The sequence below is a fragment of the Pseudomonas sp. 273 genome (assembly GCF_029201425.1).
Lineage (GTDB): Bacteria > Pseudomonadota > Gammaproteobacteria > Pseudomonadales > Pseudomonadaceae > Pseudomonas > Pseudomonas delhiensis.
Window position 1 is genome coordinate 7,032,137 of sequence record NZ_CP116775.1, and the last position, 24,464, is coordinate 7,056,600.

The 24,464-nt window shown below is 65.2% G+C and carries 20 protein-coding genes; 11 read left to right on the forward strand and 9 right to left on the reverse strand.

All coding sequences use genetic code 11. The annotated features are described in order from the left end of the window. Positions 1 to 9 precede the first annotated feature (9 nt). From cysT to PKO50_RS32210, 4 genes are all read right to left on the reverse strand, one after another. The gene (cysT, locus tag PKO50_RS32195; RefSeq protein WP_109932690.1) at positions 10 to 828 is read right to left on the reverse strand and encodes a sulfate ABC transporter permease subunit CysT; all 819 of its coding nucleotides are present in this window, start codon (positions 826 to 828) and stop codon (positions 10 to 12) included. An 89-nt stretch (positions 829 to 917) separates the two neighbouring features. Beyond that, positions 918 to 1,928: a sulfate ABC transporter substrate-binding protein gene (locus PKO50_RS32200; protein WP_275628272.1), complete on the reverse strand. Its 1,011-nt coding sequence runs from the start codon at positions 1,926 to 1,928 to the stop codon at positions 918 to 920. An 87-nt stretch (positions 1,929 to 2,015) separates the two neighbouring features. Beyond that, positions 2,016 to 2,198, reverse strand: coding sequence for a sulfur starvation response protein OscA (oscA, locus tag PKO50_RS32205; protein ID WP_009614015.1), 183 nt, complete (start codon positions 2,196 to 2,198; stop codon positions 2,016 to 2,018). A gap of 129 nt (positions 2,199 to 2,327) precedes the next feature. Further along, complete coding sequence (locus PKO50_RS32210) at positions 2,328 to 4,604, reverse strand: GGDEF and EAL domain-containing protein (RefSeq protein ID WP_275628273.1); 2,277 nt, start codon at positions 4,602 to 4,604, stop codon at positions 2,328 to 2,330. Between the two features lie 160 nt (positions 4,605 to 4,764). Between PKO50_RS32210 and desA the strand changes: the two genes are divergently transcribed. The 3 genes from desA to PKO50_RS32225 all read left to right on the forward strand — a co-directional run bounded on the left by desA (position 4,765) and on the right by PKO50_RS32225 (position 9,008). Beyond that, positions 4,765 to 5,946 (forward strand): delta-9 fatty acid desaturase DesA, encoded by a 1,182-nt coding sequence (desA, locus tag PKO50_RS32215; RefSeq protein ID WP_275628274.1) that lies wholly within the window; start codon positions 4,765 to 4,767, stop codon positions 5,944 to 5,946. Between the two features lie 126 nt (positions 5,947 to 6,072). Next, positions 6,073 to 7,044 (forward strand): sensor domain-containing diguanylate cyclase, encoded by a 972-nt coding sequence (locus PKO50_RS32220; RefSeq protein WP_109932682.1) that lies wholly within the window; start codon positions 6,073 to 6,075, stop codon positions 7,042 to 7,044. Positions 7,045 to 7,643: 599 nt separating this feature from the next. Next, positions 7,644 to 9,008, forward strand: a complete 1,365-nt coding sequence (locus PKO50_RS32225; RefSeq protein ID WP_275628275.1) for an OprD family porin — start codon at positions 7,644 to 7,646, stop codon at positions 9,006 to 9,008. Between the two features lie 296 nt (positions 9,009 to 9,304). On the opposite strand, the gene aguA is transcribed toward PKO50_RS32225, so the two are convergent. The 5 genes from aguA to PKO50_RS32250 form a co-directional block, all read right to left on the reverse strand. Continuing rightward, on the reverse strand, positions 9,305 to 10,408 hold the full coding sequence (gene aguA, locus PKO50_RS32230; protein WP_275628276.1) for an agmatine deiminase: 1,104 nt from the start codon (positions 10,406 to 10,408) through the stop codon (positions 9,305 to 9,307). Between the two features lie 65 nt (positions 10,409 to 10,473). Further along, positions 10,474 to 11,355 carry an N-carbamoylputrescine amidase gene (gene aguB / locus PKO50_RS32235; protein WP_275628277.1) on the reverse strand — a complete coding sequence of 294 codons (882 nt, stop codon included), beginning with the start codon at positions 11,353 to 11,355 and terminating at the stop codon, positions 10,474 to 10,476. Between the two features lie 261 nt (positions 11,356 to 11,616). Continuing rightward, positions 11,617 to 12,264, reverse strand: a complete 648-nt coding sequence (locus PKO50_RS32240) for a TetR/AcrR family transcriptional regulator (RefSeq protein WP_275628278.1) — start codon at positions 12,262 to 12,264, stop codon at positions 11,617 to 11,619. Positions 12,265 to 12,349: 85 nt separating this feature from the next. After that, positions 12,350 to 13,408, reverse strand: a complete 1,059-nt coding sequence (locus PKO50_RS32245; RefSeq protein ID WP_275628279.1) for a polyamine ABC transporter substrate-binding protein — start codon at positions 13,406 to 13,408, stop codon at positions 12,350 to 12,352. Positions 13,409 to 13,614: 206 nt separating this feature from the next. After that, positions 13,615 to 14,991, reverse strand: coding sequence for a glutamine synthetase family protein (locus tag PKO50_RS32250; protein ID WP_109935456.1), 1,377 nt, complete (start codon positions 14,989 to 14,991; stop codon positions 13,615 to 13,617). A gap of 277 nt (positions 14,992 to 15,268) precedes the next feature. Between PKO50_RS32250 and PKO50_RS32255 the strand changes: the two genes are divergently transcribed. From PKO50_RS32255 to PKO50_RS32290, 8 genes are all read left to right on the forward strand, one after another. Beyond that, positions 15,269 to 16,021, forward strand: a complete 753-nt coding sequence (locus PKO50_RS32255; RefSeq protein ID WP_275628280.1) for a gamma-glutamyl-gamma-aminobutyrate hydrolase family protein — start codon at positions 15,269 to 15,271, stop codon at positions 16,019 to 16,021. 41 nt (positions 16,022 to 16,062) lie between these two features. Beyond that, positions 16,063 to 17,421, forward strand: coding sequence for a glutamine synthetase family protein (locus PKO50_RS32260; RefSeq protein WP_109935454.1), 1,359 nt, complete (start codon positions 16,063 to 16,065; stop codon positions 17,419 to 17,421). Between the two features lie 62 nt (positions 17,422 to 17,483). Continuing rightward, positions 17,484 to 18,848 (forward strand): aspartate aminotransferase family protein, encoded by a 1,365-nt coding sequence (locus PKO50_RS32265; RefSeq protein WP_275628281.1) that lies wholly within the window; start codon positions 17,484 to 17,486, stop codon positions 18,846 to 18,848. A gap of 116 nt (positions 18,849 to 18,964) precedes the next feature. Beyond that, entirely contained in the window at positions 18,965 to 20,065 is a 1,101-nt protein-coding gene (locus tag PKO50_RS32270) for a polyamine ABC transporter substrate-binding protein (RefSeq protein WP_089390841.1), read from the forward strand. 231 nt (positions 20,066 to 20,296) lie between these two features. Continuing rightward, positions 20,297 to 21,394, forward strand: a complete 1,098-nt coding sequence (locus PKO50_RS32275) for a polyamine ABC transporter substrate-binding protein (protein ID WP_109935452.1) — start codon at positions 20,297 to 20,299, stop codon at positions 21,392 to 21,394. A gap of 58 nt (positions 21,395 to 21,452) precedes the next feature. Then, the gene (gene potA, locus PKO50_RS32280) at positions 21,453 to 22,607 is read left to right on the forward strand and encodes a polyamine ABC transporter ATP-binding protein (RefSeq protein ID WP_074980346.1); all 1,155 of its coding nucleotides are present in this window, start codon (positions 21,453 to 21,455) and stop codon (positions 22,605 to 22,607) included. A gap of 26 nt (positions 22,608 to 22,633) precedes the next feature. Then, complete coding sequence (locus PKO50_RS32285) at positions 22,634 to 23,515, forward strand: ABC transporter permease subunit (protein ID WP_173427895.1); 882 nt, start codon at positions 22,634 to 22,636, stop codon at positions 23,513 to 23,515. Further along, positions 23,512 to 24,384: an ABC transporter permease subunit gene (locus PKO50_RS32290; protein ID WP_109935451.1), complete on the forward strand. Its 873-nt coding sequence runs from the start codon at positions 23,512 to 23,514 to the stop codon at positions 24,382 to 24,384. The genes PKO50_RS32285 and PKO50_RS32290 overlap by 4 nt, the downstream gene beginning before the upstream one ends. The last annotated feature ends 80 nt before the right edge of the window (positions 24,385 to 24,464 follow it).

Sequence of the window (24,464 nt, forward strand, 5' to 3'; positions counted from 1 at the left end):
GCGCGCTCCTCAGGGGGTCTCGATGCGGCGTTGCAGCAGGTTGATCAGCAGCAGCAGGACGAAGGCCACCACCAGCATCAGCACGCCGATGGCGGTGGCGCCGGTGTAGTCGTACTGGTCCAGCTTGACCATGATCAGCAACGGCAGGATCTCGGTCTTCATCGGCATGTTGCCGGCGATGAAGATCACCGAGCCGTACTCGCCGACGCCGCGGGCGAAGGCCAGGGCGAAGCCGGTCAGCCAGGCCGGCAGCAGCGCCGGCAGGAGCACGTGGCGGAACACCTGCAGCGGCTTGGCGCCCAGGCAGGCGGCGGCTTCCTCGACCTCGCGGGGGATGTCCGCCAGCACCGGCTGCACCGTGCGCACCACGAAGGGCAGCACCACGAAGGTCAGCGCCAGGGTGATGCCCAGCGGGGTGTAGGCGATCTTGAAGCCGAGCTCGGTGGCGAAGCGGCCGACCAGGCCGTTGGGGGCGTAGAGCGCGGTCAGGGCGATGCCGGCCACTGCGGTGGGCAGGGCGAACGGCAGGTCGATCATGGCGTCGATGATCTTGCGCCCGGGGAACTCGTAGCGCACCAGCACCCAGGCCAGCAGGGTGCCGATCACGCCGTTGATCAGGGCGGCGATGAGCGCGGTGCCGAAGCTCAGCTTGAGCGCGGCGAGCACGCGCGGGGCGGTGATGATGGTCCAGAACTGTTCCCAGGTGAGCTCGGTGGTCTTGAGGAACAGGGCCCCCAGCGGAATCAGCACCAACAGGCTGAGATACACCAGGGTGTAGCCCAGAGTCAGCCCGAAGCCGGGTATGACCGGGGAGATGCGTCGTGACATTGAAACCTCTCGGTTAGCTACAAGCCAAAAGCCACAAGCGGCAAGCGAGCTGTTTGCAGCTTATGGCTTGTCGCTTGTGGCTACGCGGTTTACTGCGCCTGGTAAATCTTGTCGAAGATGCCGCCGTCGTTGAAGAACTTGGGCTGCGCGACCTTCCAGCCGCCGAAGTCCTTGTCGATGGTCACCAGGTCCAGTTTCGGGAACTGGTTGGCGAACTCGGCGGCGACCTTGGCGTTGCGCGGGCGGTAGAAGTTCTGCGCGGCGATGCGCTGGCCTTCCTCGCTGTACAGGTACTTCAGGTACTCCTCGGCGACCTTGCGGGTGCCCTTCTTGTCGACGGTCTTGTCGACCACCGCCACCGGCGGCTCTGCCAGGATCGACAGCGAGGGCACGACGATCTCGAAATTCTCGCCGCCCTGTTCCTTCTTGGCCAGGAAGGCTTCGTTCTCCCAGGCCAGCAGCACGTCGCCGATGTTGTTGTTGGCGAAGGTGATGGTCGAGCCGCGGGCGCCGGTGTCCAGCACGGGCACGTGCTTGTACAGGTCCTTGACGTAGGCCTCGGCCTTGTCGTCACTGCCGTACTGCTTCTTGGCCCAGGCCCAGGCGGCCAGGAAGTTCCAGCGGGCGCCGCCGGAGGTCTTCGGGTTCGGGGTGATGACCTCGACGCCCTGCTTGGTCAGGTCGCCCCAGTCCTTGATGCCCTTGGGGTTGCCCTTGCGCACCAGGAACACGATGGTCGAGGTGTAGGGGGTGCTGTTGTCCGGCAGGCGCGCCTGCCAGTCGGCCGGCAGCAGGTTGCCGAGCTTGTTCAGTTCGTCGATGTCGCCGGCCAGGGCCAGGGTCACCACGTCGGCCTTCAGGCCGTCGATGACGGCGCGGGCCTGCTTGCCGGAACCGCCGTGGGATTGCTGCACGGTCAGGTCGTCGCCGCCCTGGGCCTTCCAGTGCTTGATGAAGGCCGCGTTGTAGGCCTGGTACAGCTCGCGGGTCGGGTCGTAGGACACGTTCAGCAGTTGGGTGGCCGCGGCCGCGGGGCCGGCGACCAGCGTGGAAACCAGTGCACTGGCCAGGGCGGCCAGGGCGAAACGGCGGATGGACATGTGCAGCTCCTGGATACGAATCTTGGTGTTGTGCTTGTTGGCGTGTTCTTATCGGGGCGTTGCGGCGGGCCCCGCAGGGCCCGGGAATCAGCTCTGGCGGCTGGCGGGCTGCTGCAGGCGGAACTTCTCCTTGCGCTCGATCTGCACCACCTGGCCGTTGTGCACGGTGATCTCGACGGCGCCGAAACGCAGACCGCGCAGGGCGCTCTGCACTTCACGCAGGATGTTGGCTTCGTCCTGGCCTTCCAGGCTACGGAGGGTTGCGCTCATGATCTGGGCTCCTTGGTGGGCTTCGCCGGGCCGTCCCGGGTGGGCGGCGCGTGCGGTGTGAGCGCATCTTAGGCAGGAGTCGAATATTCTTAAAAATACTATTTAAGAATTTTTATATTCCACAAGGTTTTAACTTGGCTGGCGCGATGCCGCCCGTGCCCAGGGCAGCTCGTCGGCGGGCTGCGGGCGGCCGTACCAGTAGCCCTGGCCGGCGTCGCAGGCGTGGTCGAGCAGGAAGGCCGCCTGGTCCGGACGCTCGATGCCCTCGGCCACCACGTGCAGGCCCATGCTCCGCGCCAGGGCGATGATGGCGCGGGCGATGGCTGCGTCCTCGGCGTCGTCGGGCAGGCCGGCGACGAAGCCCTGGTCGATCTTCAGCTTCTGCACCGGCATGCGCTTGAGGCGCATCAGCGAGGAATAGCCGGTGCCGAAGTCGTCGATCGCCAGCTGCACGCCGAGCCCGCGCAGGCGCTGCAGCAGGGCCACCGACTGGTCGATGTTCTGCATGATGGCGCTCTCGGTCACTTCCAGCTCCAGGTGCCGCGGCTGCAGGCCGCTTTCCTGCAGGGCGCGAGCCACCCGCTGCTCCAGGCCGTCTCGGCCGAACAGGCGGCTGGACAGGTTCACCGCGACGAACTCCAGCGCCACGCCCTCGTCCAGCCACTGGCGCATCTGCCGGCAGGCCTGGTCCAGCACCCAGGTGTCGATGGCGGCGATCAGCCCGCATTCCTCGGCCACCGGGATGAATTCGCAGGGCGGCACCAGGCCGCGTTGCGGGTGCTGCCAGCGCACCAGCGACTCCACCCCGACCACCCGGCCGCTGGCCAGGTCGTGCACCGGCTGGTAGTACACGCGCAGCTCGTCGTGCTCCAGCGCCTGGCGCAGGGCCGCCTCCACCTGCACGTGGGAGCGGGCGCGGGCGGTCAGTTCCGGGGTGTAGAAGGCGTACAGGTTGCGCCCGCTGGCCTTGGCCTGGAACAGCGCGGCGTCGGCGTGGCGCAGCAGGTGGTCGACGTCGCGGGCGTCCTCGGGGAACAGGCTGACGCCCAGGCTGGCGGAGATGTAGACCGGCTGCCCCTGCACCTCGAAGGGCGCGTGCATGGCTTCCAGCAGGTGCTGGGCGAGGCTGCTGGCATGGTGCGGCTGCTGGCTTTCCAGGACCACGGCGAACTCGTCGCCGCCCAGGCGCGCCAGGGAGGCGTGCTCGTCGAGGCAGCCGCGCAGGCGCTCGGCCACCGTCTTGACCAACTGGTCGCCGGCGCTGTGGCCGAGGCTGTCGTTGACGTGCTTGAAGTGGTCCAGGTCGAGCAGCAGCAGGGCGCCGCCGCCCTGTTCGCGCTCGGCGCGGGCCAGGGCCTGTTCGAGGCGCTCGCGCAGCAGCAGGCGGTTGGGCAGCCCGGTGAGCGGGTCGTGGTGGGCGAGGAAGTCCAGCTCGTGCTGCGAGCGCTTGATGCTGCTGAGGTCGGAGAACACCGCGACGTAGTGCGTCAGGCGCCCCTGCTCGTCATGCACGGCGCAGATGTGCTGCCATTGCGGGTACACCTCGCCGCTCTTGCGCCGGTTCCAGATTTCCCCGCACCACAGGCCCTCGGTGTTCAGGGCCTGCCACATGCGCTGGTAGAAGGCATCGTCCTGGCGCCCGGACTTGAGCATCGAGGGGTTGCGCCCCACCACTTCGTCGGCGCTGTAGCCGGTGATGCGCTGGAACGACGGGTTGACGTGGAGGATCACGCCCTTCTCGTCGGTCACCAGCAAGCCTTCCTGGGTCGCCTCGAACACTGCCGCGGCCTGGCGCAGGTGGTCGTTGGCCTTGCGTTGCTCGGTGACGTCGCGGCTGACGCCGGTCATGCGCAGCGGCTCGCCGCCGTGGCCGCCGCTCAGGCGCGCGCGGGCATGCACCCAGCGGTAGCTGCCGTCGGCGTGGCGCAGGCGGTAGGTGCATTCCAGGCGCTCGCTGCGCCGCTGCAGGAGGTCGCGGTGCTGGGCCAGCACGCTGTCGCGGTCGTCCGGGTGCAGCCGCTGCTCCCAGGTGCCGAAGCTGTCGCCCAGTTCTTCCGCGCTCAGGCCGGTCATCCGCGCGTAGCCGGGCGAGTAGAACACCCGGTGCTGCTCGATATCCCACTCCCAGAGGCCGTCGTCCAGGGCGTCCAGGGCCCGCTCGAAGCGCCGTTCGCTCCGCTCGCGGGCGGCCAGGGCGCGCCGCATCCACTTCAGCTGCCGGGCCATCAGCAGGAAGAGCACGCCGGCGCTGATGGCAAAGAAAAGATACTTTTTCGCCACCAGCCATGGCAGCAGGTTGCCTTCGCCGACCGCCAGGCGCAGCAGCCGGTCGCTCGTCAGCCCCCACAGGCAGGCGAACAGCAGGTACAGCAGGCAGATGCGGAGGGCACTCGGGCGTGGGTTCATTGCGACGAGGGGGACGAGTTATTGGCTGCGCAGTATAGAGGATGGCCAATGGCCCCTGTTCATATCAAAAAGACCGGATGGTTTTCCCGCCGCGCTTGGTGATAATGCGAGCTGGCCTGGTTCCAGGCTCATCGACCATTGCCGAGGTTCATTATCATTCATGTGGTACAACGGTTTCCTTGATCTGCCGCTGTGGCAACTGATCGTGGTCACGCTGGCGCTCACCCACGTCACCATCGTCAGCGTGACTGTCTACCTGCATCGCTATTCCGCCCACCGCGCCCTCGAACTGCATCCGGCGCTGCAACACTTCTTCCGTTTCTGGCTGTGGATGACCACCGGGATGAACACCCGCGAGTGGACCGCCATCCACCGCAAGCACCACGCCAAGTGCGAGACCGCCGAAGACCCGCACAGCCCGGTGTACAAGGGCCTGGGCACCGTGCTGCGCAAGGGCGCCGAACTCTACCGCGAGGAAGCGAAGAACCCGGACACCCTGCGCATCTACGGCAAGAACTGCCCGGACGACTGGCTGGAGCGCAACCTCTACGGCCGCTTCCCGCTGGGCGGCATCGCCCTGATGGTGCTGATCGACGTCGCCCTGTTCGGCGCCCTCGGCCTGACCGTCTGGGCCGTGCAGATGGCCTGGATCCCGTTCTGGGCCGCCGGCGTCATCAACGGCCTGGGCCACGCCGTGGGCTACCGCAACTTCGAGTGCCGCGACGCCGCCACCAACCTGGTGCCCTGGGGCATCGTCATTGGCGGCGAGGAGCTGCACAACAACCACCACACCTACCCCAACTCGGCCAAGCTGTCGGTGAAGAAGTGGGAGTTCGACCTGGGCTGGGCCTGGATCAAGCTGTTCTGCTTCCTGCGCCTGGCCAAGGTGGCGCGGGTGGCGCCGATCGCCCACCGGGTGGAAGGCAAGGGCAGCCTGGACATGGACACCGCCATGGCCATCCTCAACAACCGCTTCCAGATCATGGCCCAGTACCGCAAGCTGGTGATCGGCCCGCTGGTCAAGCAGGAACTGGCCAAGGCCGACGCCAACGTCCGCCACCTGTTCCGCCGCGGCAAGCGCCTGCTCTCCCGCGAGACCAGCCTGCTGGAAGAGTGCCACCACGCGCGCATCGAGCGCCTGCTGGCGCACAGCCAGGCCCTGCAGGTGATCTACGAGAAGCGCCTGGCGCTGCAGCAGATCTGGCTGAAGACCAGCGCCAACGGCCACGACATGCTGGCCGCCATCAAGCAGTGGGTGCAGGAGGCCGAGGCCAGTGGCATCCAGTCGCTGCGCGACTTCGCCGAACAGCTGAAGACCTACTCGCTGCGCCCGGCTGTCTGAGCCCGGCCGATATCTGAGAGGTCCATCACAAAAAGCCCGCCGTTCGGCGGGCTTTTTCTTTTTTTGTCGAGCACTTGGCTAATTTTGCGGTCATAGACCACTCGATTAGTTGTAGGAAGCTGACACATGGACGACAGGTACAGGGCGCCGCAGGATCTCGACGAAGCGCTGCTGGCATTGCTGCACAGCCGCGCCGAAGTGGAGCGCCTGAAAGAACGCGAGCAGCTCTTCAGCGCCCTGCTGGCCAGCGTCAACGCGGTGCTCTGGGCCTTCGACTGGCAGGCCCAGCGCATGGTCTACGTCAGCCCCGCCTACGAGCGCATCTTCGGCCGTTCGGCGGCCCTGCTGCTGGCCGACTACAACGAATGGCTCAACGCCATCTACCCGGACGATCTCGACTACGCCGCCAGCAGCCTGCTGCAGGTGCTCGAGCGTGGCGCCGTGGAGCAGCGCGAGTACCGCATCCTGCGCGCCGACGGCGAGGTGCGCTGGCTCAGCGACAAATGCTTCATCAGCCAGCACAGCGAGGCCGGCCTGCCGTTGATGGTGGTCGGCATCGCCGAGGACATCACCGACAAGAAACACTTGGAAAGCGAGCTGCAGCGCCTGGCGACCACCGACGTGCTGACCCAGAGCAGCAACCGCCGCTACTTCTTCGACAACGCCGAGCAGGCCTTCAACGAATCCAAGCAGGCCGGCGCGGCCCTGGCCTTCCTCCTGCTGGACGTGGACGACTTCAAGAAGGTCAACGACCGCTACGGCCACCAGGTCGGCGACCGCGTGCTGCAGCGCGTGGCCCAGTGCGCCTCCGGCGCGCTGCGCCGCGGCGACCTGTTCGGCCGCATCGGCGGCGAGGAGTTCGCCGTGCTGCTGCCCGGCTGCGACCAGGTGACCGCCCGGCAGATCGGCGAGCGCCTGCAGCGCGAGGTGCAGCGCCTGCGCTTCAAGGAAGACGAGCAGACCTTCGGTATCAGCGTCAGCCAGGGCCTGACCCTGCTGCTGCCCCACGACGAGAACCTCTCGGCGCTCTACGGCCGGGCCGACGCCGCGTTGTACCAGGCCAAGCGCAACGGCAAGGACCGTATCGAGCAGGCCTGAGGCGGCGCTTTTCCGCGCCGCTACCTCTTTCGCCCCCGTCCCGTACCCCTATCGGGAAATGGATTGGCGGGGCGCGATGGCGCATTATTTATTCCAAAATGAAATTACATTTTAATAATTAATTCTTTTTGGATTTATTCCCGATTGCTTATCGTTGCCCCAGCGTGGCCGTAGGGTCCAGGCAATGAAGTCCGGTGAGCATGGCGACAAACCGCCAGCCAGGCCGGGGAAGGTGGCGGATTTCCGCTGACCAGCGCGCAGCGAAGGAGCCGGCTACGGGATGCCAACCCGCGCCAGTCCACGTGTCGGGACATGCCGGGCCGATTGGCCCGGGGTTTGCCATGTCGGGGTGAAGCCTCAGGTTTCGCCCACAAGAACAAGACACGAGCATTCACCATGACGCTGCCATGCCTTTCCGCAAGTTCCTTCCTGCCTGCTTGCCCACGTAGAGACCCCGCCTAGGGGCGTCCGACTGACCGACCGCCATTCGCCTGCAGGCCCGGGCCGTGCCCGGCCGTGCGACTGGGCGGAGGAATTTGCGCCGTGCGGCGCCTGGCGCTTTGCCGACTTCACACAAGATCAATAAATGGGGATTACCAATGAAGAGTCGTAACATCACGCAATCCACCCTGGCGTTGGCCGTGGCGGCCGCTGCCCTTGGCGCCCATGCTCCGCTGGCCAGCGCCGGCGGCTTCATCGAGGACAGCAAGGCCAGCCTGACCCTGCGCAACTTCTACATCAACAGCGACAACCGCAATGGCACGGCCGAGCCGAGCAAGCAGGAGGAATGGGGCCAGGGCTTCCTGCTGAACTACACCTCCGGCTTCACCGAAGGCACCGTCGGCTTCGGCGTCGATGCGCTGGGGCTGCTGGGTGTGCGCCTGGACAGCGGCAAGGGCACCCACTACAACCCGACCAGCTCCAGCTTCTCCGGCACCGTGTTCCCCACCGATGGCGATGGCCGCGCGGTGGACGACTTCTCGCACCTGGGGGCGACCGCCAAGGTGAAGGTTTCCTCCACCGAACTGCGCTACGGCACCCTGCTGCCCAAGCTGCCGGTGGTGACCTACAACGACGGTCGCCTGCTGCCGCAGACCTTCGAAGGCGGCCAGATCACCTCCAACGAGTTCAAGGACCTGACGCTGATCGGCGGCCAGCTGGAGCACACCAAGGGCCGCAGCTCGAGCAACAACGAGGGGCTGTCCATCGCCGGCGCCAACAACGCGCGCACCGGCGAGTTCGTCAACAAGTTCTACTACGGTGGCGTCGACTACAAGCTGACCAAGGACCTGACCCTGCAGTACTACTACGGCAACCTGCAGGACTTCTACAAACAGCACTTCCTCGGCCTGCAGCACAACTGGGCGATCGGCCCGGGCGTCCTGAAGAGCGACCTGCGCTACTTCAACAGCAGCGACGACGGCAAGAACAGCCATGACTCGCGCTACTACACCTCCGGTTACTACGGCAACGGCGTGACCAAGGGCGAAGTCGACAACAAGGCCTACAGCGGCCTGTTCACCTACATCGTCAGCGGCCACAGCTTCGGTGTCGGCTACCAGCAGCTCAGCGGCGACAGCGACTTCCCGTTCATCAACAACGGCGATGGCGCCACCGCCTACCTGATCACCGACGTGCAGATCGGCAAGTTCCTGCGTGCCGGTGAGCGTACCTGGCAGGCCCGCTACGGCTACGACTTCGCCCAGGCCGGCCTGCCGGGCCTGACCTTCCAGGCCCTGTACCTGCGCGGCGACAACATCGACACCGCCCGCGGCGACCAGAGCGAGTGGGAGCGCGACATCACCCTGGCCTACGTGATCCCGGACGGTACCTTCAAGGGCCTGGGCTTCACCTGGAAGAACGCCTCGCTGCGCAGCGGCCTGCCGGCCCAGGGCGCTACCCCGGCCCAGCGCGACCAGGACGAGAACCGCCTGATCGTCAGCTACACCCTGCCGCTGTTCTAGAGCCAGGGCTTTCCGTAGGAGCGCGCCGGAGGTTGCGGCTATCGCGGACAAGGTCCGCTCCTACGGGGGGAGGCCATGCCTCACGGCGAGGTGGATTGTAGGAGCGGGCCCTGCCCGCGATTTCGCGCGCAGGGCGCGCTCCTACAGGGAAGCACCGTGTGTGGGGCCGGCCCATCGCGGACGGAGTCCGCTCCTACGAGAAGCCATGCTCGCCTGCGGATCTTGCGATGGGTACCGTGATGAAAAAGGCCGTCGTCCCTTGCGGGGCGACGGCCTTTTCGTTGGCGGCTGCCGGCTCAGCGTTTCTGCGGCGCCGGTTGCTGCTGGGTGATGCAGTGGATGTTGCCGCCGCCCAGGAGGATTTCCCGGCCCGGCACCATCACCACTTCGTGCTCGGGGAACACGCGCTGGAGGATGGCCTTGGCCTCGGCGTCCTTCGGATCGTCGAAGCTGGGCGCGACGATGCCGCCGTTGACGATCAGGAAGTTCACGTAGGAGCCGGCCAGGCGGATCGACGGGTCGCGCTCCTGGCTGCCTTCCACCAGGTCGACGCCGGAGCACTCTTCCTCGGTCGCATGCAGCGGGCCGGGGATCGGCATCTTGTGCACCACCAGCTGCCGGCCCTTGGCGTCGCGCGCCTGTTCCAGCACGCGCATGGCGGCCTGGCAGCGCGGGTAGTTGGGGTCGTTGACGTCGTCGGTCCAGGCCAGCAGCACTTCGCCCGGGCGCACGTAGCAGCAGAAGTTGTCGACGTGGCCGTTGGTCTCGTCGTTGTACAGGCCGTCCGGCAGCCAGATCACGCTGTCCACCGCCAGGTGCTCGCGCAGGACCTGCTCGATCTCCTCGCGGGACAGGTGCGGGTTGCGGTTGCGGTTGAGCAGGCATTCCTCGGTGGTGATGACGGTGCCTTCGCCATCCACGTGGATGGAGCCGCCCTCGAGCACGAAGCCTTCGGTGCGGTAGCGCCCGCAACGTTCGACCTGGAGGATCTTCGCCGCCACCTGGTCGTCGCGCAGCCAGGGGAAGTACAGGCCGCCGTCGAGGCCGCCCCAGGCGTTGAAGGTCCAGTCCACGCCGCGCACGGCGCCCTGGTCGTTCACCACGAAGGTCGGGCCGGTGTCGCGCACCCAGGCGTCGTCGTTGCTGATCTCGATCACCCGGATGGCGTCGCTCAGGCGCGCGCGGGCGTTCTCGAACTGGGCGGCGGAAACGCAGACGGTGACCGGCTCGAAGCGCGCGATGGCCTCGGCCACGGCGCTGAAGGCGGCCTGCGCCGGCTTGCCGCCCAGGCGCCAGTTGTCCGGGCGCTCGGGCCAGACCATCCAGGTCTGGGTGTGGGGTTCCCATTCCGCCGGCATGCGGAAGCCGTCGGCGCGGGGGGTACTGGTCAGAGTGGTCATGGGATCACCAGGTGCGGGCAGCTACGGACGAAGCGGCGGGAGGGATCGCCTCCCACCGCGCGGGGTCATTCGGAGAGGTTCTCTCCGTCGAGGGTCGCGATCGGCCAGTATAGGTTCGGACGGCGGTCGCGGAACACACCCCAGGCGGTGCGGACTTTCTCCAGGGCGTCCAGGTCGAAGCTGTGCACCAGGATGCCTTCCTCGGTCTCGCCCAGTTCCTGGACCTTCTTGCCGAACTGATCGGCGATGAACGAGGAGCCGTAGAAGGTGATGTCGTAGCCGTCCTGCTCTTCCTTGCCGATGCGGTTGGAAGCCACCAGCGGCATCAGGTTGGCGCCGGCATGGCCCTGCTGCACGCGCTGCCAGTGGTCGCGCGAGGTGATGCTGGCGTCATGCGGCTCGCTGCCGATGGCGGTCGGGTAGAACAGCACCTCGGCGCCCATCAGCGCCATGCTGCGGGCGCATTCGGGGAACCACTGGTCCCAGCAGATGCCGACGCCGATGCGCGCGTAGGCGGTGTCCCAGACCTTGAAGCCGGTGTCGCCCGGGTTGAAGTAGTACTTCTCGTGGTAGCCGGGGCCGTCCGGGATGTGGCTCTTGCGGTACACGCCCAGGTTGCTGCCGTCGGCGTCGATGATGGCGATGCTGTTGAAGCGCGCGCGGCCGGCGCGCTCGAAGAAGCTGATCGGCAGCACGACCTTCAGTTCGGCAGCGACCTTCTGGAAGTGCGCGATGGCCGGGTTCTCTTCCACCGGGGTGGCCAGCTGGGTGTAGTCGGCGTTGGGCTTCTGGCAGAAGTAGGGGGTCTCGAACAGTTCCTGGATCAGGATGATCTGCGCGCCCTGGGCGGCCGCCTGGCGCACCAGCTTCTCGGCATTGGCGATATTGGCCTGGACATCCCAGGAGCACGCCATCTGGGTGGCGGCGACGGTGACGGTACGGGTCATGGAACACCTTTTTATTCGGATACTTATCGGCCTTCCGGATTAGGCGGCGGCCGCAGGGTGCCGCAAGAAGGCGTGAGGTCGGCGCCTTTCGCGGAACTGAGGCGATTTATATCCGATAAAAATCGGCTTTTAAAGCGATATTTTTCTATCGAAGGGCTGAATCCGATGAAAAGGCAGATAAATATCGGACTTAAAGCTGCAAGCGATAAGCCCCAAGCCGCAAGCGAAAGCAGCTCCTGCTTGCAGCTTGCAGCTTGAGGCTTACAGCCGCCGTTTAGGCAAAAACGGCGGCAAATACAGCCCCAGATAAGCATCGAACACCCGCATGCCTTCCTCGGCCAGGCGCGGTTCGATGCGGCCGTGGCGTTGCATCGAGAGGGCGTAGACGCGGTCGCCCAGTTCCATGGCCAGGCTGAACACCTCGATGTCCGCCGGCAGTTCGGGGAGGTGGAAGTGGCGGTCGAACAGCGCCTGCATGGAGCGGCCCAGCTCCATGTCGTGCTGGCGGTCGGCGAGGGTCACCTCGGCCAGGCCGTGGCTGGCGAGGATCAGCTGGCGCGCCGCGGCATCGGCGGCGTAGACGGCGAGCATGCGCTCTTCCACCAGCCGCGAGAGGTCGTGCCAGTCGCGCAGGGCCTCGTGGTCCACCGGCGCCGCCAGGCAGGCGCGGAAGGCGGCGTGGACTTCGCCGGTCAGCGCCTGCAGCAGCGCCGGCACGCTGGGGAAGAAGTGGTAGACCGAGGACGGCGGTATGTCCGCCCGCTCCGCCACGGCGTAGATCGACAGGCCGGCGGTGCCGTCTTCGGCGAGCAGGGCGCGGGCGGCGTCGAGGATGCTGGCGATGCGCGCCTGGCTGCTGGCGCGGGGCTTGCGGAAGCTGGTGGGGCGGGCATGGGGTTCTCCGGGCATGAGCGGCTATTGGACTTCAGCTCATGCGCCCGGAGCAAGTTCGCAGGCTTGGCGCCGCCGTGGCGTGGCGGCGCGCCGCTGGCCGTCAGTGGTCGGCCAGCAGCTTGTCCCAGGTTTCCTTGAGCACCGGGGCGGTCTTTTCCGGGGCGATTTCCAGGGCGAACAGGCGGCGCTTGGTCTCCTGGTCCGGGTACAGGCCCGGCTGCTGGCGCAGTTCGGCGTCGAGGAAGGCCGCGGCATCGACGTTGGCGTTCGGGTAGAGGGTGGCGGCGGTGACCTGGGCGGCGACCTTCGGCTGCAGCATGAAGTCGATGAAGCGCAGGGCCAGGTCCGGGTGCTGGGCGCTGCTGGGCACCACCAGGTTGTCGATGAACAGCACCGAGCCTTCCTGCGGCACCACGAAGTGCACCGGCTGCCCGGCGCGGGCCGCGTGCAGGGCGTCGCCGACCCAGGCCATGGCCACGCACAGCTTGCCGTCGTTGAGGTCCTGGATGTAGCGCTCGCTGTCGATGTAGCGCAGGTTCGGGCGCAGCGCCGCGAGCACCTGGCCGGCGCGGCGGATCTGCGTCGGCGCGCTGCGGGCGAAGTTGCGCCCCTGGTAGTTCATCAGCACCGAGAAGGTCTCGTCGGGCGCGTCCAGCAGGCTCAGCCCGCAGCTCTTCAGGCGCGCGCTGTATTGCGGGTCGAACAGCAGGCCCCAGCTGTCCGGCACCGGCCCGCCCAGGGCCTTCTCGGCCTGCGGCTGGTTCACCGCCAGGCCCACGGCGCCCCACAGGTAAGGCACGGCATGGCGGTTGTCGGGGTCGACGGCGGCCAGCTTGCTCATCAGTTGCGGGTCGAGGTGGCTGCGGTTGGGCAGGCGGGTGAAGTCCAGCGGCTGGATCAGCTTGTCCTTGATCAGCTGCGGCAGGTCGTTGTGGGAGGGGACGGCGACGTCGATCTTCTCGCCGGAGTGCAGCGCCTGTTTCAGTTCCTCGGCGGTGCTGTAGGTGTGGTACTCGACACGGACGCCGCTGGCCTTCTCGAAATCCTTGAGCGCTTCCGGGGCGATGTAGTCGTTCCAGTTGTAGACGCGGATGACGTCCTCGGCCTGGGCGAACAGTGGGCAGAGCAGCAGCAACAGCGGGGCGAGCAGGCGTGGCATTGGCATTCTCCCTGTATGTCAAGGCACAGCATGGACGGCCGGCGGCCATTCCGGGGCTTGGTTGCAGCGTGGAGCGGCAGAGCAGGGTGAGGCGAGGTAAGCCCGCCCGGCCGGGAAGGCATGGCGCAGTCGTGCACTGCGGCCGCCCGGCGGGCAAGGCGATCGGACGAACGCCGGCGCGGGGCCGGCGTTGTCCGGGGTGTTTCCTATACGGTGTGCAGGTACCAGTTGTACTCGAGGTCGGAGATCGAATACTCGAACTCCTGCAGCTCGTGTTCCTTGCACGCGACGAAGATGTCGATGTACTCGGGGCTGATGTACTTGTTCATCACGTCGCTGTCGTCCAGCTCGCGCAGGGCATCGCGCAGGTTGTTCGGCAGGCTCTGCTCCAGTTGCTCGTAGGCGTTGCCCTCGATGGGCGCGCCCGGCTCGACCTTGTTGGTCAGGCCGTGGTGGACGCCGGCGAGGACCGCGGCCAGCAGCAGGTAGGGGTTGGCGTCCGCGCCGGCTACCCGGTGTTCCAGGCGTACCGCTTCCGCTGCGCCGGTGGGCACGCGCAGGGCCACGGTACGGTTGTCCAGGCCCCAGCTCGGCGCGTTCGGCACGAAGAAGGCCGAGCCGAAACGGCGGTAGGAGTTGACGTTCGGGCAGAGGAAGGCCATGGAGGCCGGCAGGGTCTCGAGCACACCGCCGATCGCGTGACGCAACGCGGCGTTCTGCTCGGGATCCTCGCTGGCGAAGATGTTCTTGCCGTCCTTGTCCAGCAGCGACACGTGAACGTGCAGACCGTTGCCGGCCTGGCCCGGGTAGGGCTTGGCCATGAAGGTCGAGTCCATCTCGTGGTCGTATGCCACGTTCTTGATCAGGCGCTTGAGCAGCACCGCGTAGTCGCAGGCCTTGAGCGCATCGTTGACGTGGTGGAGGTTGACCTCGAACTGCGCCGGGGCGCTTTCCTTGACGATGGCGTCGGCCGGGATGCCCTGGGCGCGGGCGCCGTCGATGATGTCCTGCAGGCAGTCGGCATACTCGTCGAGGTCGTCGATGGAGTAGACCTGTACCGATTGCGGGCGCTTGCCGGAGATGGGCGAACGCGGCGGCTGCGGACGGCCGTTCACGTTCTCCTGGTCGATCAGGTAGAACTCCAGTTCGAAGGCCGCGACTATGCTCAGGCCGATGTCGGTGAATTTCTGGATGACCTGGCGCAGGACTTCACGCGGGTCGGCGAAGAAGGGCGCGCCTTCCATTTCATGCATGGTCATCAGCAGTTGCGCGGTTGGGCGCTTCTGCCAGGGTTCCATGGCTATGGTGTCGGGGATGGGATAGCAGACACGGTCGGCGTCGCCAATGTCCAGGCCAAGGCCGGTGCTTTCAACGGTGGAGCCAGTGATGTCGAGGGCAAACAGCGAAGCGGGGAGATTGATGCCTTTCTCGTAGACTTTCGGCAGGTTGGTGCGCTCGATGCGCTTGCCGCGAACCACGCCATTCATATCTGCAATAAGGAGGTCGACGAACTGGACCTCGGGGTGTTCCTTCAGGAACTCGGTCGCTTCTGAGAGCGGAACGGCACTCGGGGGTACCGACATGGTGCAACACCTTTATTGTTAAAAATATCAATCATTCGGGGGCTAGGGTGTGAGTCAATCCGAAAGGCCTGTTGATGTCAATAGCGCCACTTTCTGCCCGCTTATGGTGCAAGGTGGCCATTTCTGGGGCATTTCGGCTTGTCTCAGGGGCCGTGAAAGCGTGTTGTCATGGGATGTTCAGCGAGGCGTGTGCGATTTTTTACAGGACTATTGTGTAAAAAAATGAACAGCGCTAAGCTCGGTCGCAACCCATAACACTTACAAGCACGGGTGTCCCATGTCTCGCCTGCCGTTAATAGGCGTGACCGCCTGCGTCAGGCAAGTCGGTCATAAAACCAGCCATACCGTCGGCGACAAATACGTCAGCGCCGTGGTGGCCGGGGCCAATGGTCTACCGTTGATCATTCCCGCCCTGGGCGAGGCTCTCGACCAGGACACCTTGCTCTCCAGCCTCGATGGGCTGCTGTTCAGCGGATCACCGTCGAACGTCGAGCCTCATCATTATAGTGGGCCCGCGAGCGATGCAGGCACTTTGCATGACATCGCCCGAGACGCTACTACACTGCCGCTCATTCGCGCTGCGATCGCCGCTGGCGTGCCGGTACTCGGCATCTGCCGCGGTTTCCAGGAGATCAACGTGGCTCTCGGCGGCACGCTGCACCAGAAGGTGCACGAAACTTCAGGATTCATGGACCACCGCGAGCCGGACGACGAGCCGGTCGAGGTGCAGTACGCCCCGCGCCACGTCGTCGACGTGCAGCCGGGCGGCGTTCTCGCCGGCATCGGCTTGCCGGCGCAGATCCAGGTCAATTCCATTCATGGCCAAGGCGTTGCACGTCTGGCGCCGGGCCTTCGCGTAGAAGCACTGGCGCCTGACGGGTTGGTCGAAGCCTTCTCCGTAGAAGGTGCCAGGGCCTTCGCCCTCGGCGTGCAGTGGCACCCGGAGTGGCAGGTCCGATCCAATCCCAACTATCTCGCCATCTTCCAGGCATTCGGCAAAGCCTGCAGCAAGAGGGCGGGGCAACGTTGAGCCCGGCGGTTGGGGCCGGGCTCTCACACCCTGAGGTCTTTATGACTACCAAGCTAGACCAGCTGACCGGCTGGCTGAAGGAACGCAAGATCACCGAAGTGGAATGCATGATCGCCGACCTGACCGGGATTGCCCGGGGCAAGATCGCGCCGACCAACAAATTCCTCAACGAGAAGGGCATGCGCCTGCCGGAGTCCGTGCTCCTGCAGACCGTGACCGGTGATTACGTCGAGGACGACATCTACTACGACCTGCTGGACCCGGCGGACATCGACATGGTCTGCCGCCCGGACGAGAATGCCGTGTTCCTCGTCCCCTGGGCCATCGAGCCCACCGCGATGGTCATCCACGATACCTACGACAAGCTCGGCAACCCCATCGAGCTGTCGCCGCGCAACATTCTCAAGCGCGTGCTCAAGCTCTACGCCGACAAGGGCTGGAAGCCGATCGTGGCGCCGGAGATGGAGTTCTACCTGACCAAGCGCAGCGACGACCCCGACTACCCGCTGCAGGCCCCCGTGGGCCGTTCCGGGCGCCAGGAGACCGGCCGCCAGTCCTTCTCCATCGACGCGGCGAACGAATTCGACCCGCTGTTCGAGGACATGTACGACTGGTGCGAGGCGCAGGGCCTGGACCTGGACACCCTGATCCACGAGGAAGGCACCGCGCAGATGGAGATCAACTTCCGTCACGGCGATGCCCTGGACCTGGCCGACCAGATCCTGGTGTTCAAGCGCACCATGCGCGAGGCCGCGCTCAAGCACAACGTGGCCGCGACCTTCATGGCCAAGCCGATGACCGGCGAGCCGGGCAGCGCCATGCACCTGCACCAGAGCATCATCGACATCAAGACCGGCAAGAACATCTTCTCCAATGCCGACGGCACCATGAGCGAGCTGTTCCTGCACCACGTCGGCGGCCTGCAGCGCTTCATCCCCGAGGCCCTGCCGCTGTTCGCCCCGAACGTCAACTCGTTCCGCCGCTTCCTGCCCGACACCTCGGCGCCGGTGAACGTCGAGTGGGGCGAGGAGAACCGTACCGTGGGCCTGCGCGTGCCGGATTCCAACCCGGAGAACCGCCGCGTGGAAAACCGCCTGGCCGGCGCCGACGCCAACCCGTACCTGGCCCTGGCCGCCAGCCTGCTGTGCGGCTACATCGGCATGGTCGAAGGCATCAGACCCAGTGCCCAGGTCAAGGGCCGCGGCTACGAACGCCGTAACCTGCGCCTGCCGCTGACCATCGAGGCGGCACTGGAAACCATGGAAGGCAGCAAGACCCTTGAACAGTACCTGGGCAGCAAGTTCATCCGCGGCTACGTCGCGGTGAAACGTGCCGAACACGAGAACTTCAAGCGGGTGATCAGTTCCTGGGAGCGGGAGTTCCTCCTGCTGTCCGTCTGATCGGCGTGGGGTCCGGCCCTGCCGGCCGGGCCCCGTGTTCATTACAGAGAGGTTTTACCAAAATGACGAAACAGACCAGCGCCCAGACCCAACACTGGCAGGCGCTCAGCCGCGAACACCACCTGGCTCCGTTCACCGACTACAAGCAGCTGAACGAGAAGGGTGCGCGCATCATCACCAAGGCCGAGGGCGTGTACCTGTGGGACAGCGAGGGCAACAAGATCCTCGATGGCATGGCCGGCCTGTGGTGCATGAACGTCGGCTATGGTCGCAAGGAGCTCGCCGAGGTCGCCTACAAGCAGATGCTCGAGCTGCCCTACTACAACCTGTTCTTCCAGACCGCGCACCCGCCCGTGCTGGAACTGGCCAAGGCCATCGCCGACATCGCCCCCGAAGGCATGAACCACGTGTTCTTCACCGGCTCCGGCTCGGAGTCCAACGACACCGTGCTGCGCATGGTCCGCCACTACTGGTCGATCAAGGGCAAGCCGCAGAAGAAGGTGGTCATCGGCCGCTGGAACGGCTACCACGGCTCCACCGTCGCCGGCGTCAGCCTCGGCGGCATGAAGGCCCTGCACGGCCAGGGCGACCTGCCGATCCCGGGCATCGTGCACATCGCCCAGCCCTACTGGTACGGCGAGGGCGGCGACATGTCGGCGGAAGAGTTCGGCGTCTGGGCCGCCGAGCAGCTGGAGAAGAAGATTCTCGAAGTCGGCGAGGAGAACGTCGCCGCCTTCATCGCCGAGCCGATCCAGGGCGCCGGTGGCGTGATCGTCCCGCCGGAAACCTACTGGCCGAAGATCCGCGAGATCCTCGCCAAGTACGAGATCCTGTTCATCGCCGACGAAGTCATCTGCGGCTTCGGCCGTACCGGCGAGTGGTTCGGCAGCCAGTACTACGGCAACGCCCCGGACCTGATGCCGATCGCCAAGGGCCTGACCAGCGGCTACATCCCCATGGGCGGCGTAATCGTCCGCGACGAGATCGTCGATACCCTGAATGAGGGTGGCGAGTTCTACCACGGCTTCACTTACTCTGGTCACCCCGTGGCCGCAGCGGTGGCCCTGGAGAACATCCGCATCCTGCGCGAGGAGAAGATCGTCGAGACCGTGAAGGCGGAAACGGCACCCTACTTGCAGAAGCGCTGGCAGGAGCTGGCCGACCACCCGCTGGTGGGCGAGGCCCGCGGCGTCGGCATGGTGGCCGCGCTGGAGCTGGTGAAGAACAAGAAGACCCGCGAGCGCTTCGAGAACGGCGTCGGCATGCTGTGCCGCGAGCACTGCTTCCGCAACGGCCTGATCATGCGCGCGGTGGGAGACACTATGATTATTTCGCCGCCGCTGGTCATCACCAAGCCGGAGATCGACGAGTTGATCACCCTGGCGCGCAAGTGCCTCGATCAAACCGCCGCCGTAGCGCTGTCTTGAGTCTTTCACCGGACCTTTGACAGACTGCGCCTGTGCGTTGGCCAGGCTCACCGGGTGGTGAAGGCGGGAAGCCGCCGACGCCACCCGGAACATCAAAAACAATTGGAGCTACCCGCATGTTCAAGACCTTCGGCAAGACCCTGCTCGCCATGACTCTGGCGGGCGCTGTGGCCGGCATGGCACAGGCCGATGACAAGGTACTGCACGTTTACAACTGGTCCGACTACATCGCCCCGAACACGGTCGACGAGTTCACCAAGGCCACCGGCATCAAGGTGGTCTACGACGTCTACGACAGCAACGAAGTGCTGGAGGCCAAGCTGCTGGCCGGCAAGTCGGGCTACGACGTGGTGGTGCCGTCGAACTCCTTCCTGGCCAAGCAGATCAAGGCCGGCGTCTACCAGCCGCTGGACCGTTCCAAGCTGCCGAACTGGAAGAACCTCAACCCGGACATCATGAAGACCCTCGAGGTCAGCGACCCGGGCAACAAGTTCGCCATCCCCTACATGTGGGGCACCATCGGCATCGGCTACAACCCGGACAAGGTCAAGGCCGCGCTGGGCGACAACGCCCCGGTGGATTCCTGGGACCTGGTGTTCAAGCCCGAGAACATCCAGAAGCTGAAGCAATGCGGCGTGAGCTTCCTCGACTCGCCCACCGAGATGCTGCCGGCGGCCCTGCACTACCTGGGCTACAAGCCGGACAGCCAGGACCCGAAGGAAATCAAGGCCGCCGAGGACCTGTTCCTGAAGATCCGCCCGTACATCACCTACTTCCACTCCTCCAAGTACATCTCGGACCTGGCCAACGGCAACATCTGCGTGGCCATCGGCTACTCGGGTGACATCTACCAGGCCAAGTCCCGCGCGGTGGAAGCCAAGAACAACGTGAAGGTGGCCTACCACATTCCGAAGGAAGGCGCCGGCGCCTTCTTCGACACCGTGGCCATTCCGAAGGACTCCGAGAACCCCGAAGGCGCGCTGAAGTGGATCAACTTCCTGCTCGAGCCGAAGGTGATCGCCGAGATCTCCGACACCGTCTCCTACCCGAACGCCAACGCCGCGGCCACTCCGCTGGTGAACGAGGAAATCCGTAACGACCCGGGCATCTACCCGAGCGACGAGGTCATGAAGAAGCTGTACGCCTTCCCGGACCTGCCGGCGAAGACCCAGCGCCTGATGACGCGCAGCTGGACCACCATCAAGTCCGGCAAGTGACGGCATGGCCCGGCCGCTCGTCCCGAACGGCCGGGCCCTTGCGGAAAGCGGTGGCGCCGCTGCCGCCTTCCGGAACACACGGATCATCTGCAGTGGGATGACCGTTGGTTGCAGCGCTCTCGTTTCCGACCGGGCTGCATTTAGCGCTCGTGCGCGCCACGGAAGGCCCTGAACAAGCTGTAAAAAAGCCAACCAGACAAAGAAGCTTCATAACAACGAGAGGACCGACGTGTGCGAATTCCCTTCCGCAATACCCTGATCGCCGCCATCTCAACGTTGGGCCTGGGCGCCGCCGTGGCGCAGGCCGAGCCGACCGTCCACATCTACAACTGGAGCGACTACATCGGCGAGACCACCCTGGCCGATTTCGAGAAGGAAACCGGCATCAAGCCGGTGTACGACGTCTTCGACTCCAACGAAACCCTCGAAGGCAAGCTGCTGGCCGGCCGCACCGGTTACGACATCGTGGTGCCGTCCAACCACTTCCTCGGCCGCCAGATCAAGGCCGGTGCCTTCCAGAAGCTGGACAAGAGCCAGCTGCCGAACTGGAAGAATCTCGATCCCAAGCTGATGAAGCAGCTGGAAGCCAACGACCCGGGCAACCTGTACGGCGTGCCGTACCTGTGGGGCACCAACGGCATCGGCTACAACGTCGACAAGGTCAAGGCCGTGCTCGGCGTCGACAAGATCGACTCCTGGGCCGTGCTCTTCGAGCCCGAGAACATGAAGAAGCTCAGCCAGTGCGGCGTCGCCTTCCTCGATTCGGGCGACGAAATGGTGCCGGCCGTGCTCAAGTACCTGGGCCTGGACCCCAACAGCACCAACCCGGCCGACTACGAGAAGGCCGAGGCCAAGCTGATGGCGGTACGCCCGTACGTCACCTATTTCCATTCCTCCAAGTACATCTCGGACCTGGCCAACGGCAACATCTGCGTCGCCGCCGGGTTCTCCGGCGACGTGTTCCAGGCCGCCAACCGCGCCAAGGAAGCCGGCAAGGGCGTGAACATCGCCTATGCGATCCCCAAGGAAGGTGCCAACCTGTGGTTCGACATCCTGGCGATCCCCAAGGACGCCTCGAACCCCAAGCAGGCCCACGCCTTCATCAACTACCTGCTCAAGCCCGAGGTGATCGCCAAGGTCAGCGATTACGTCGGTTACGCCAACCCGAACCCCAAGGCTGGCGAATTCATGGATGAGTCCGTGCGCGACAATCCCGAGGTCTACCCACCTCAGGAGGTACTCGACAAGCTCTTCGTGCAGCACGAGCTGCCGCCGAAGATCCTGCGCCTCATGACCCGTTCCTGGACCAAGATCAAGTCCGGCAAGTAAGCAATCCGAGTACGCTCGGCCGCGGGGGCCGGGCGTCTAAAAGTTGGGAGTTGTGGTAATGGCTATAGCCTCCGGTGCCTACAAGAAAGCCCTCGCGGGCGACCAGCAGCCCAAAGAGGTGTTGGTAAAAATCGACCGGGTCACCAAGCAGTTCGACGAAACCCTTGCGGTGGACAGTGTTTCCCTGACCATCAAGAAGGGCGAGATCTTCGCATTGCTCGGCGGTTCCGGTTCCGGTAAATCCACCCTGTTGCGCATGCTGGCCGGCTTCGAGCGGCCGACCGAAGGTCGCATCTTCCTGGACGGCCAGGACATCACCGACCTGCCGCCCTACGAGCGGCCGATCAACATGATGTTCCAGTCCTATGCGCTCTTCCCGCACATGTCGGTGGCGCAGAACATCGCCTTCGGCCTGAAGCAGGACGGCCTGCCCAAGGCCGAGATCGACAAGATCGTCGAGGAGATGCTCAAGCTGGTGCAGATGACCCAGTACGCCAAGCGCAAGCCGCACCAGCTGTCCGGCGGCCAGCGCCAGCGCGTGGCCCTGGCCCGTTCGCTGGCCAAGCGGCCGAAGCTGCTGCTGCTCGACGAGCCCATGGGCGCCCTGGACAAGAAGCTGCGTTCGCAGATGCAGCTGGAGCTGGTGGAGATCATCGAGCGCGTCGGCGTGACCTGCGTGATGGTGACCCACGACCAGGAAGAGGCCATGACCATGGCCCAGCGCATCGCCATCATGCACCTGGGCTGCATCGAGCAGATCGGCAGCCCGATGGACATCTACGAGACCCCGGCCAGCCGCCTGATCTGCGAGTTCATCGGCAACGTCAACATGTTCGACGGCCAGTTGGTCGAGGACGTGCAGGATCACGCGGTGATCGCCTGCCCGCAGCTGGAGAACCCGATCTACATCGGCCACGGCATCAGCACCCGTGCCGAAGACAAGCGCATTACCTACGCGCTGCGTCCGGAGAAGGTCATGGTTTCCGCGCAGAAGCCGGAGAACCTCGAGCACGAGGGCTTCAACTGGGCCCAGGGCACCGTCTACGACATCGCCTACCTCGGCGGCCACTCGGTGTACTACATCAAGCTGGCCTCGGGGATGATCGTCCAGGCCTTCATGGCCAACGCCGAACGCCACGTGGCGCGCCCGACCTGGGACCAGCCGGTGTACATCAGCTGGTACGACGACAGCGGTGTGGTGCTGCAATCATGAACATCAGCAAATCGCTCATGAAGCGCCTGCCGCGTGGCCGGCACGCCGTGATCGGTGTGCCGTTCATCTGGCTGTTCCTGTTCTTCCTGCTGCCCTTCGCCATCGTGCTGAAGATCAGCCTGGCGGCAGCGGACGTGGCCATCCCGCCGTACACCGAAGTGTTCCAGTACGCCGACCAGACCCTGCAACTGGTGCTGAACCTCGGCAACTACCTGATGCTGACGGACGACCCGCTCTACATCGACGCCTACCTGGGCTCGCTGAAGATGGCGGCGATCAGCACCTTCCTGTGCCTGCTGATCGGCTACCCGATGGCCTACGCCATCGCCCGCGCCAGCAAGGAAATGCAGACCGTCCTGCTGCTGCTGATCATGATGCCGACCTGGACGGCGATCCTGATCCGCGTGTACGCCTGGATGGGCATCCTGTCCAACAACGGGCTGCTCAACGGCTTCCTGATGTGGCTGGGGGTGATCAACGAACCGCTGACCATCCTCAACACCAACCTGGCGGTGTACATCGGTATCGTCTACTCGTACCTGCCGTTCATGGTGATGCCGCTGTACGCCAACCTGGTGAAGCACGACATGAGCCTGCTGGAAGCCGCGTCCGACCTCGGCGCGCGCAACTTCACCAGCTTCTGGAAGATCACCGTGCCGCTGTCGAAGAACGGCATCATCGCCGGCTGCATGCTGGTGTTCATCCCGGCGGTGGGCGAGTTCGTCATCCCGGAACTGCTCGGCGGCCCCGAGACGCTGATGATCGGTAAAGTGCTGTGGCAGGAGTTCTTCAACAACCGTGACTGGCCGGTGGCATCCGCCCTGGCGGTGGTCATGCTGGCGATCCTCATCGTGCCCATCATCCTGTTCAACAAGAACCAAGCGAAGGAACTGGAGGGCAAGGTATGAACAAGCGCTGGTCGTTCTCCAACATCATGCTGGTGTTGGGCCTGCTGTTCATCTACGTGCCGATGGTCATCCTGGTCATCTACTCCTTCAACGGCTCCAAGCTGGTGACGGTGTGGGGCGGCTGGTCGGTGAAGTGGTACGTCGGCCTGCTGGACAACACCCAACTGATCAGCTCGGTGTTCCGCTCCCTGGAAATCGCCGTGTACACGGCGATTTCCTCGGTGGCCCTGGGCACCCTGGCGGCCTTCGTGCTGACGCGCATCCCGCGTTTCCGCGGGCGCACGCTGTTCGGCGGCATGGTCACCGCGCCGCTGGTCATGCCCGAGGTGATCACCGGTCTGTCGCTGCTGCTGCTGTTCGTGGCCATGGCCCAGCTGATCGGCTGGCCGCAGGAGCGCGGCATCGTCACCATCTGGATCGCCCACACCAGCTTCTGCTCGTCCTACGTGGCGGTGGTGGTGTCGGCGCGCCTGCGTGAACTGGACCTGTCCATCGAGGAAGCGGCCATGGACCTGGGCGCCAAGCCCTGGAAAGTGTTCCTGCTGATCACCATCCCGATGATCGCGCCTTCGCTGGCGGCCGGCGGCATGATGTCCTTCGCCCTGTCGCTGGACGACCTGGTGCTGGCCAGCTTCGTGTCCGGCCCCGGCTCCACCACCCTGCCGATGGAAGTGTTCTCCGCCGTGCGCCTGGGCGTGAAGCCGGAGATCAACGCGGTGGCCAGCCTGATCCTGCTGACCGTCTCGCTGTTCACCTTCTTCGCCTGGTACTTCACCCGCCAGGCCGAGGAGCGCCGCAAGCGTGCCGTCCAGGAGGCCATGGAAGCCACGGCCACCGACTGGCAGAAAGGTTCGCCGGCCACCGCCTGACGTCGTCTTGTCGGCCGGCTGCAGCCGGTGCCTGCGAAAGCCATGGGCCACCTTCGGGTGGCCCATGTTTTTGGGGGTGC

Bases quoted from the DNA above. Each gene is read 5' to 3' on its own strand.
- PKO50_RS32250 (WP_109935456.1), bottom strand. From the start codon at position 14,991: ATGTCGGTACCCCCGAGTGCCGTTCCGCTCTCAGAAGCGACCGAGTTC.
- PKO50_RS32200 (WP_275628272.1), bottom strand. From the start codon at position 1,928: ATGTCCATCCGCCGTTTCGCCCTGGCCGCCCTGGCCAGTGCACTGGTT.
- PKO50_RS32260 (WP_109935454.1), top strand. From the start codon at position 16,063: ATGACTACCAAGCTAGACCAGCTGACCGGCTGGCTGAAGGAACGCAAG.
- PKO50_RS32245 (WP_275628279.1), bottom strand. From the start codon at position 13,408: ATGCCACGCCTGCTCGCCCCGCTGTTGCTGCTGCTCTGCCCACTGTTC.
- PKO50_RS32290 (WP_109935451.1), top strand. From the start codon at position 23,512: ATGAACAAGCGCTGGTCGTTCTCCAACATCATGCTGGTGTTGGGCCTG.
- PKO50_RS32240 (WP_275628278.1), bottom strand. From the start codon at position 12,264: ATGCCCGGAGAACCCCATGCCCGCCCCACCAGCTTCCGCAAGCCCCGC.
- oscA (WP_009614015.1), bottom strand. From the start codon at position 2,198: ATGAGCGCAACCCTCCGTAGCCTGGAAGGCCAGGACGAAGCCAACATC.
- potA (WP_074980346.1), top strand. From the start codon at position 21,453: ATGGCTATAGCCTCCGGTGCCTACAAGAAAGCCCTCGCGGGCGACCAG.
- PKO50_RS32220 (WP_109932682.1), top strand. From the start codon at position 6,073: ATGGACGACAGGTACAGGGCGCCGCAGGATCTCGACGAAGCGCTGCTG.
- desA (WP_275628274.1), top strand. From the start codon at position 4,765: ATGTGGTACAACGGTTTCCTTGATCTGCCGCTGTGGCAACTGATCGTG.
- PKO50_RS32265 (WP_275628281.1), top strand. From the start codon at position 17,484: ATGACGAAACAGACCAGCGCCCAGACCCAACACTGGCAGGCGCTCAGC.
- cysT (WP_109932690.1), bottom strand. From the start codon at position 828: ATGTCACGACGCATCTCCCCGGTCATACCCGGCTTCGGGCTGACTCTG.
- PKO50_RS32210 (WP_275628273.1), bottom strand. From the start codon at position 4,604: ATGAACCCACGCCCGAGTGCCCTCCGCATCTGCCTGCTGTACCTGCTG.
- aguB (WP_275628277.1), bottom strand. From the start codon at position 11,355: ATGACCCGTACCGTCACCGTCGCCGCCACCCAGATGGCGTGCTCCTGG.
- aguA (WP_275628276.1), bottom strand. From the start codon at position 10,408: ATGACCACTCTGACCAGTACCCCCCGCGCCGACGGCTTCCGCATGCCG.
- PKO50_RS32255 (WP_275628280.1), top strand. From the start codon at position 15,269: ATGTCTCGCCTGCCGTTAATAGGCGTGACCGCCTGCGTCAGGCAAGTC.
- PKO50_RS32225 (WP_275628275.1), top strand. From the start codon at position 7,644: ATGAAGAGTCGTAACATCACGCAATCCACCCTGGCGTTGGCCGTGGCG.
- PKO50_RS32270 (WP_089390841.1), top strand. From the start codon at position 18,965: ATGTTCAAGACCTTCGGCAAGACCCTGCTCGCCATGACTCTGGCGGGC.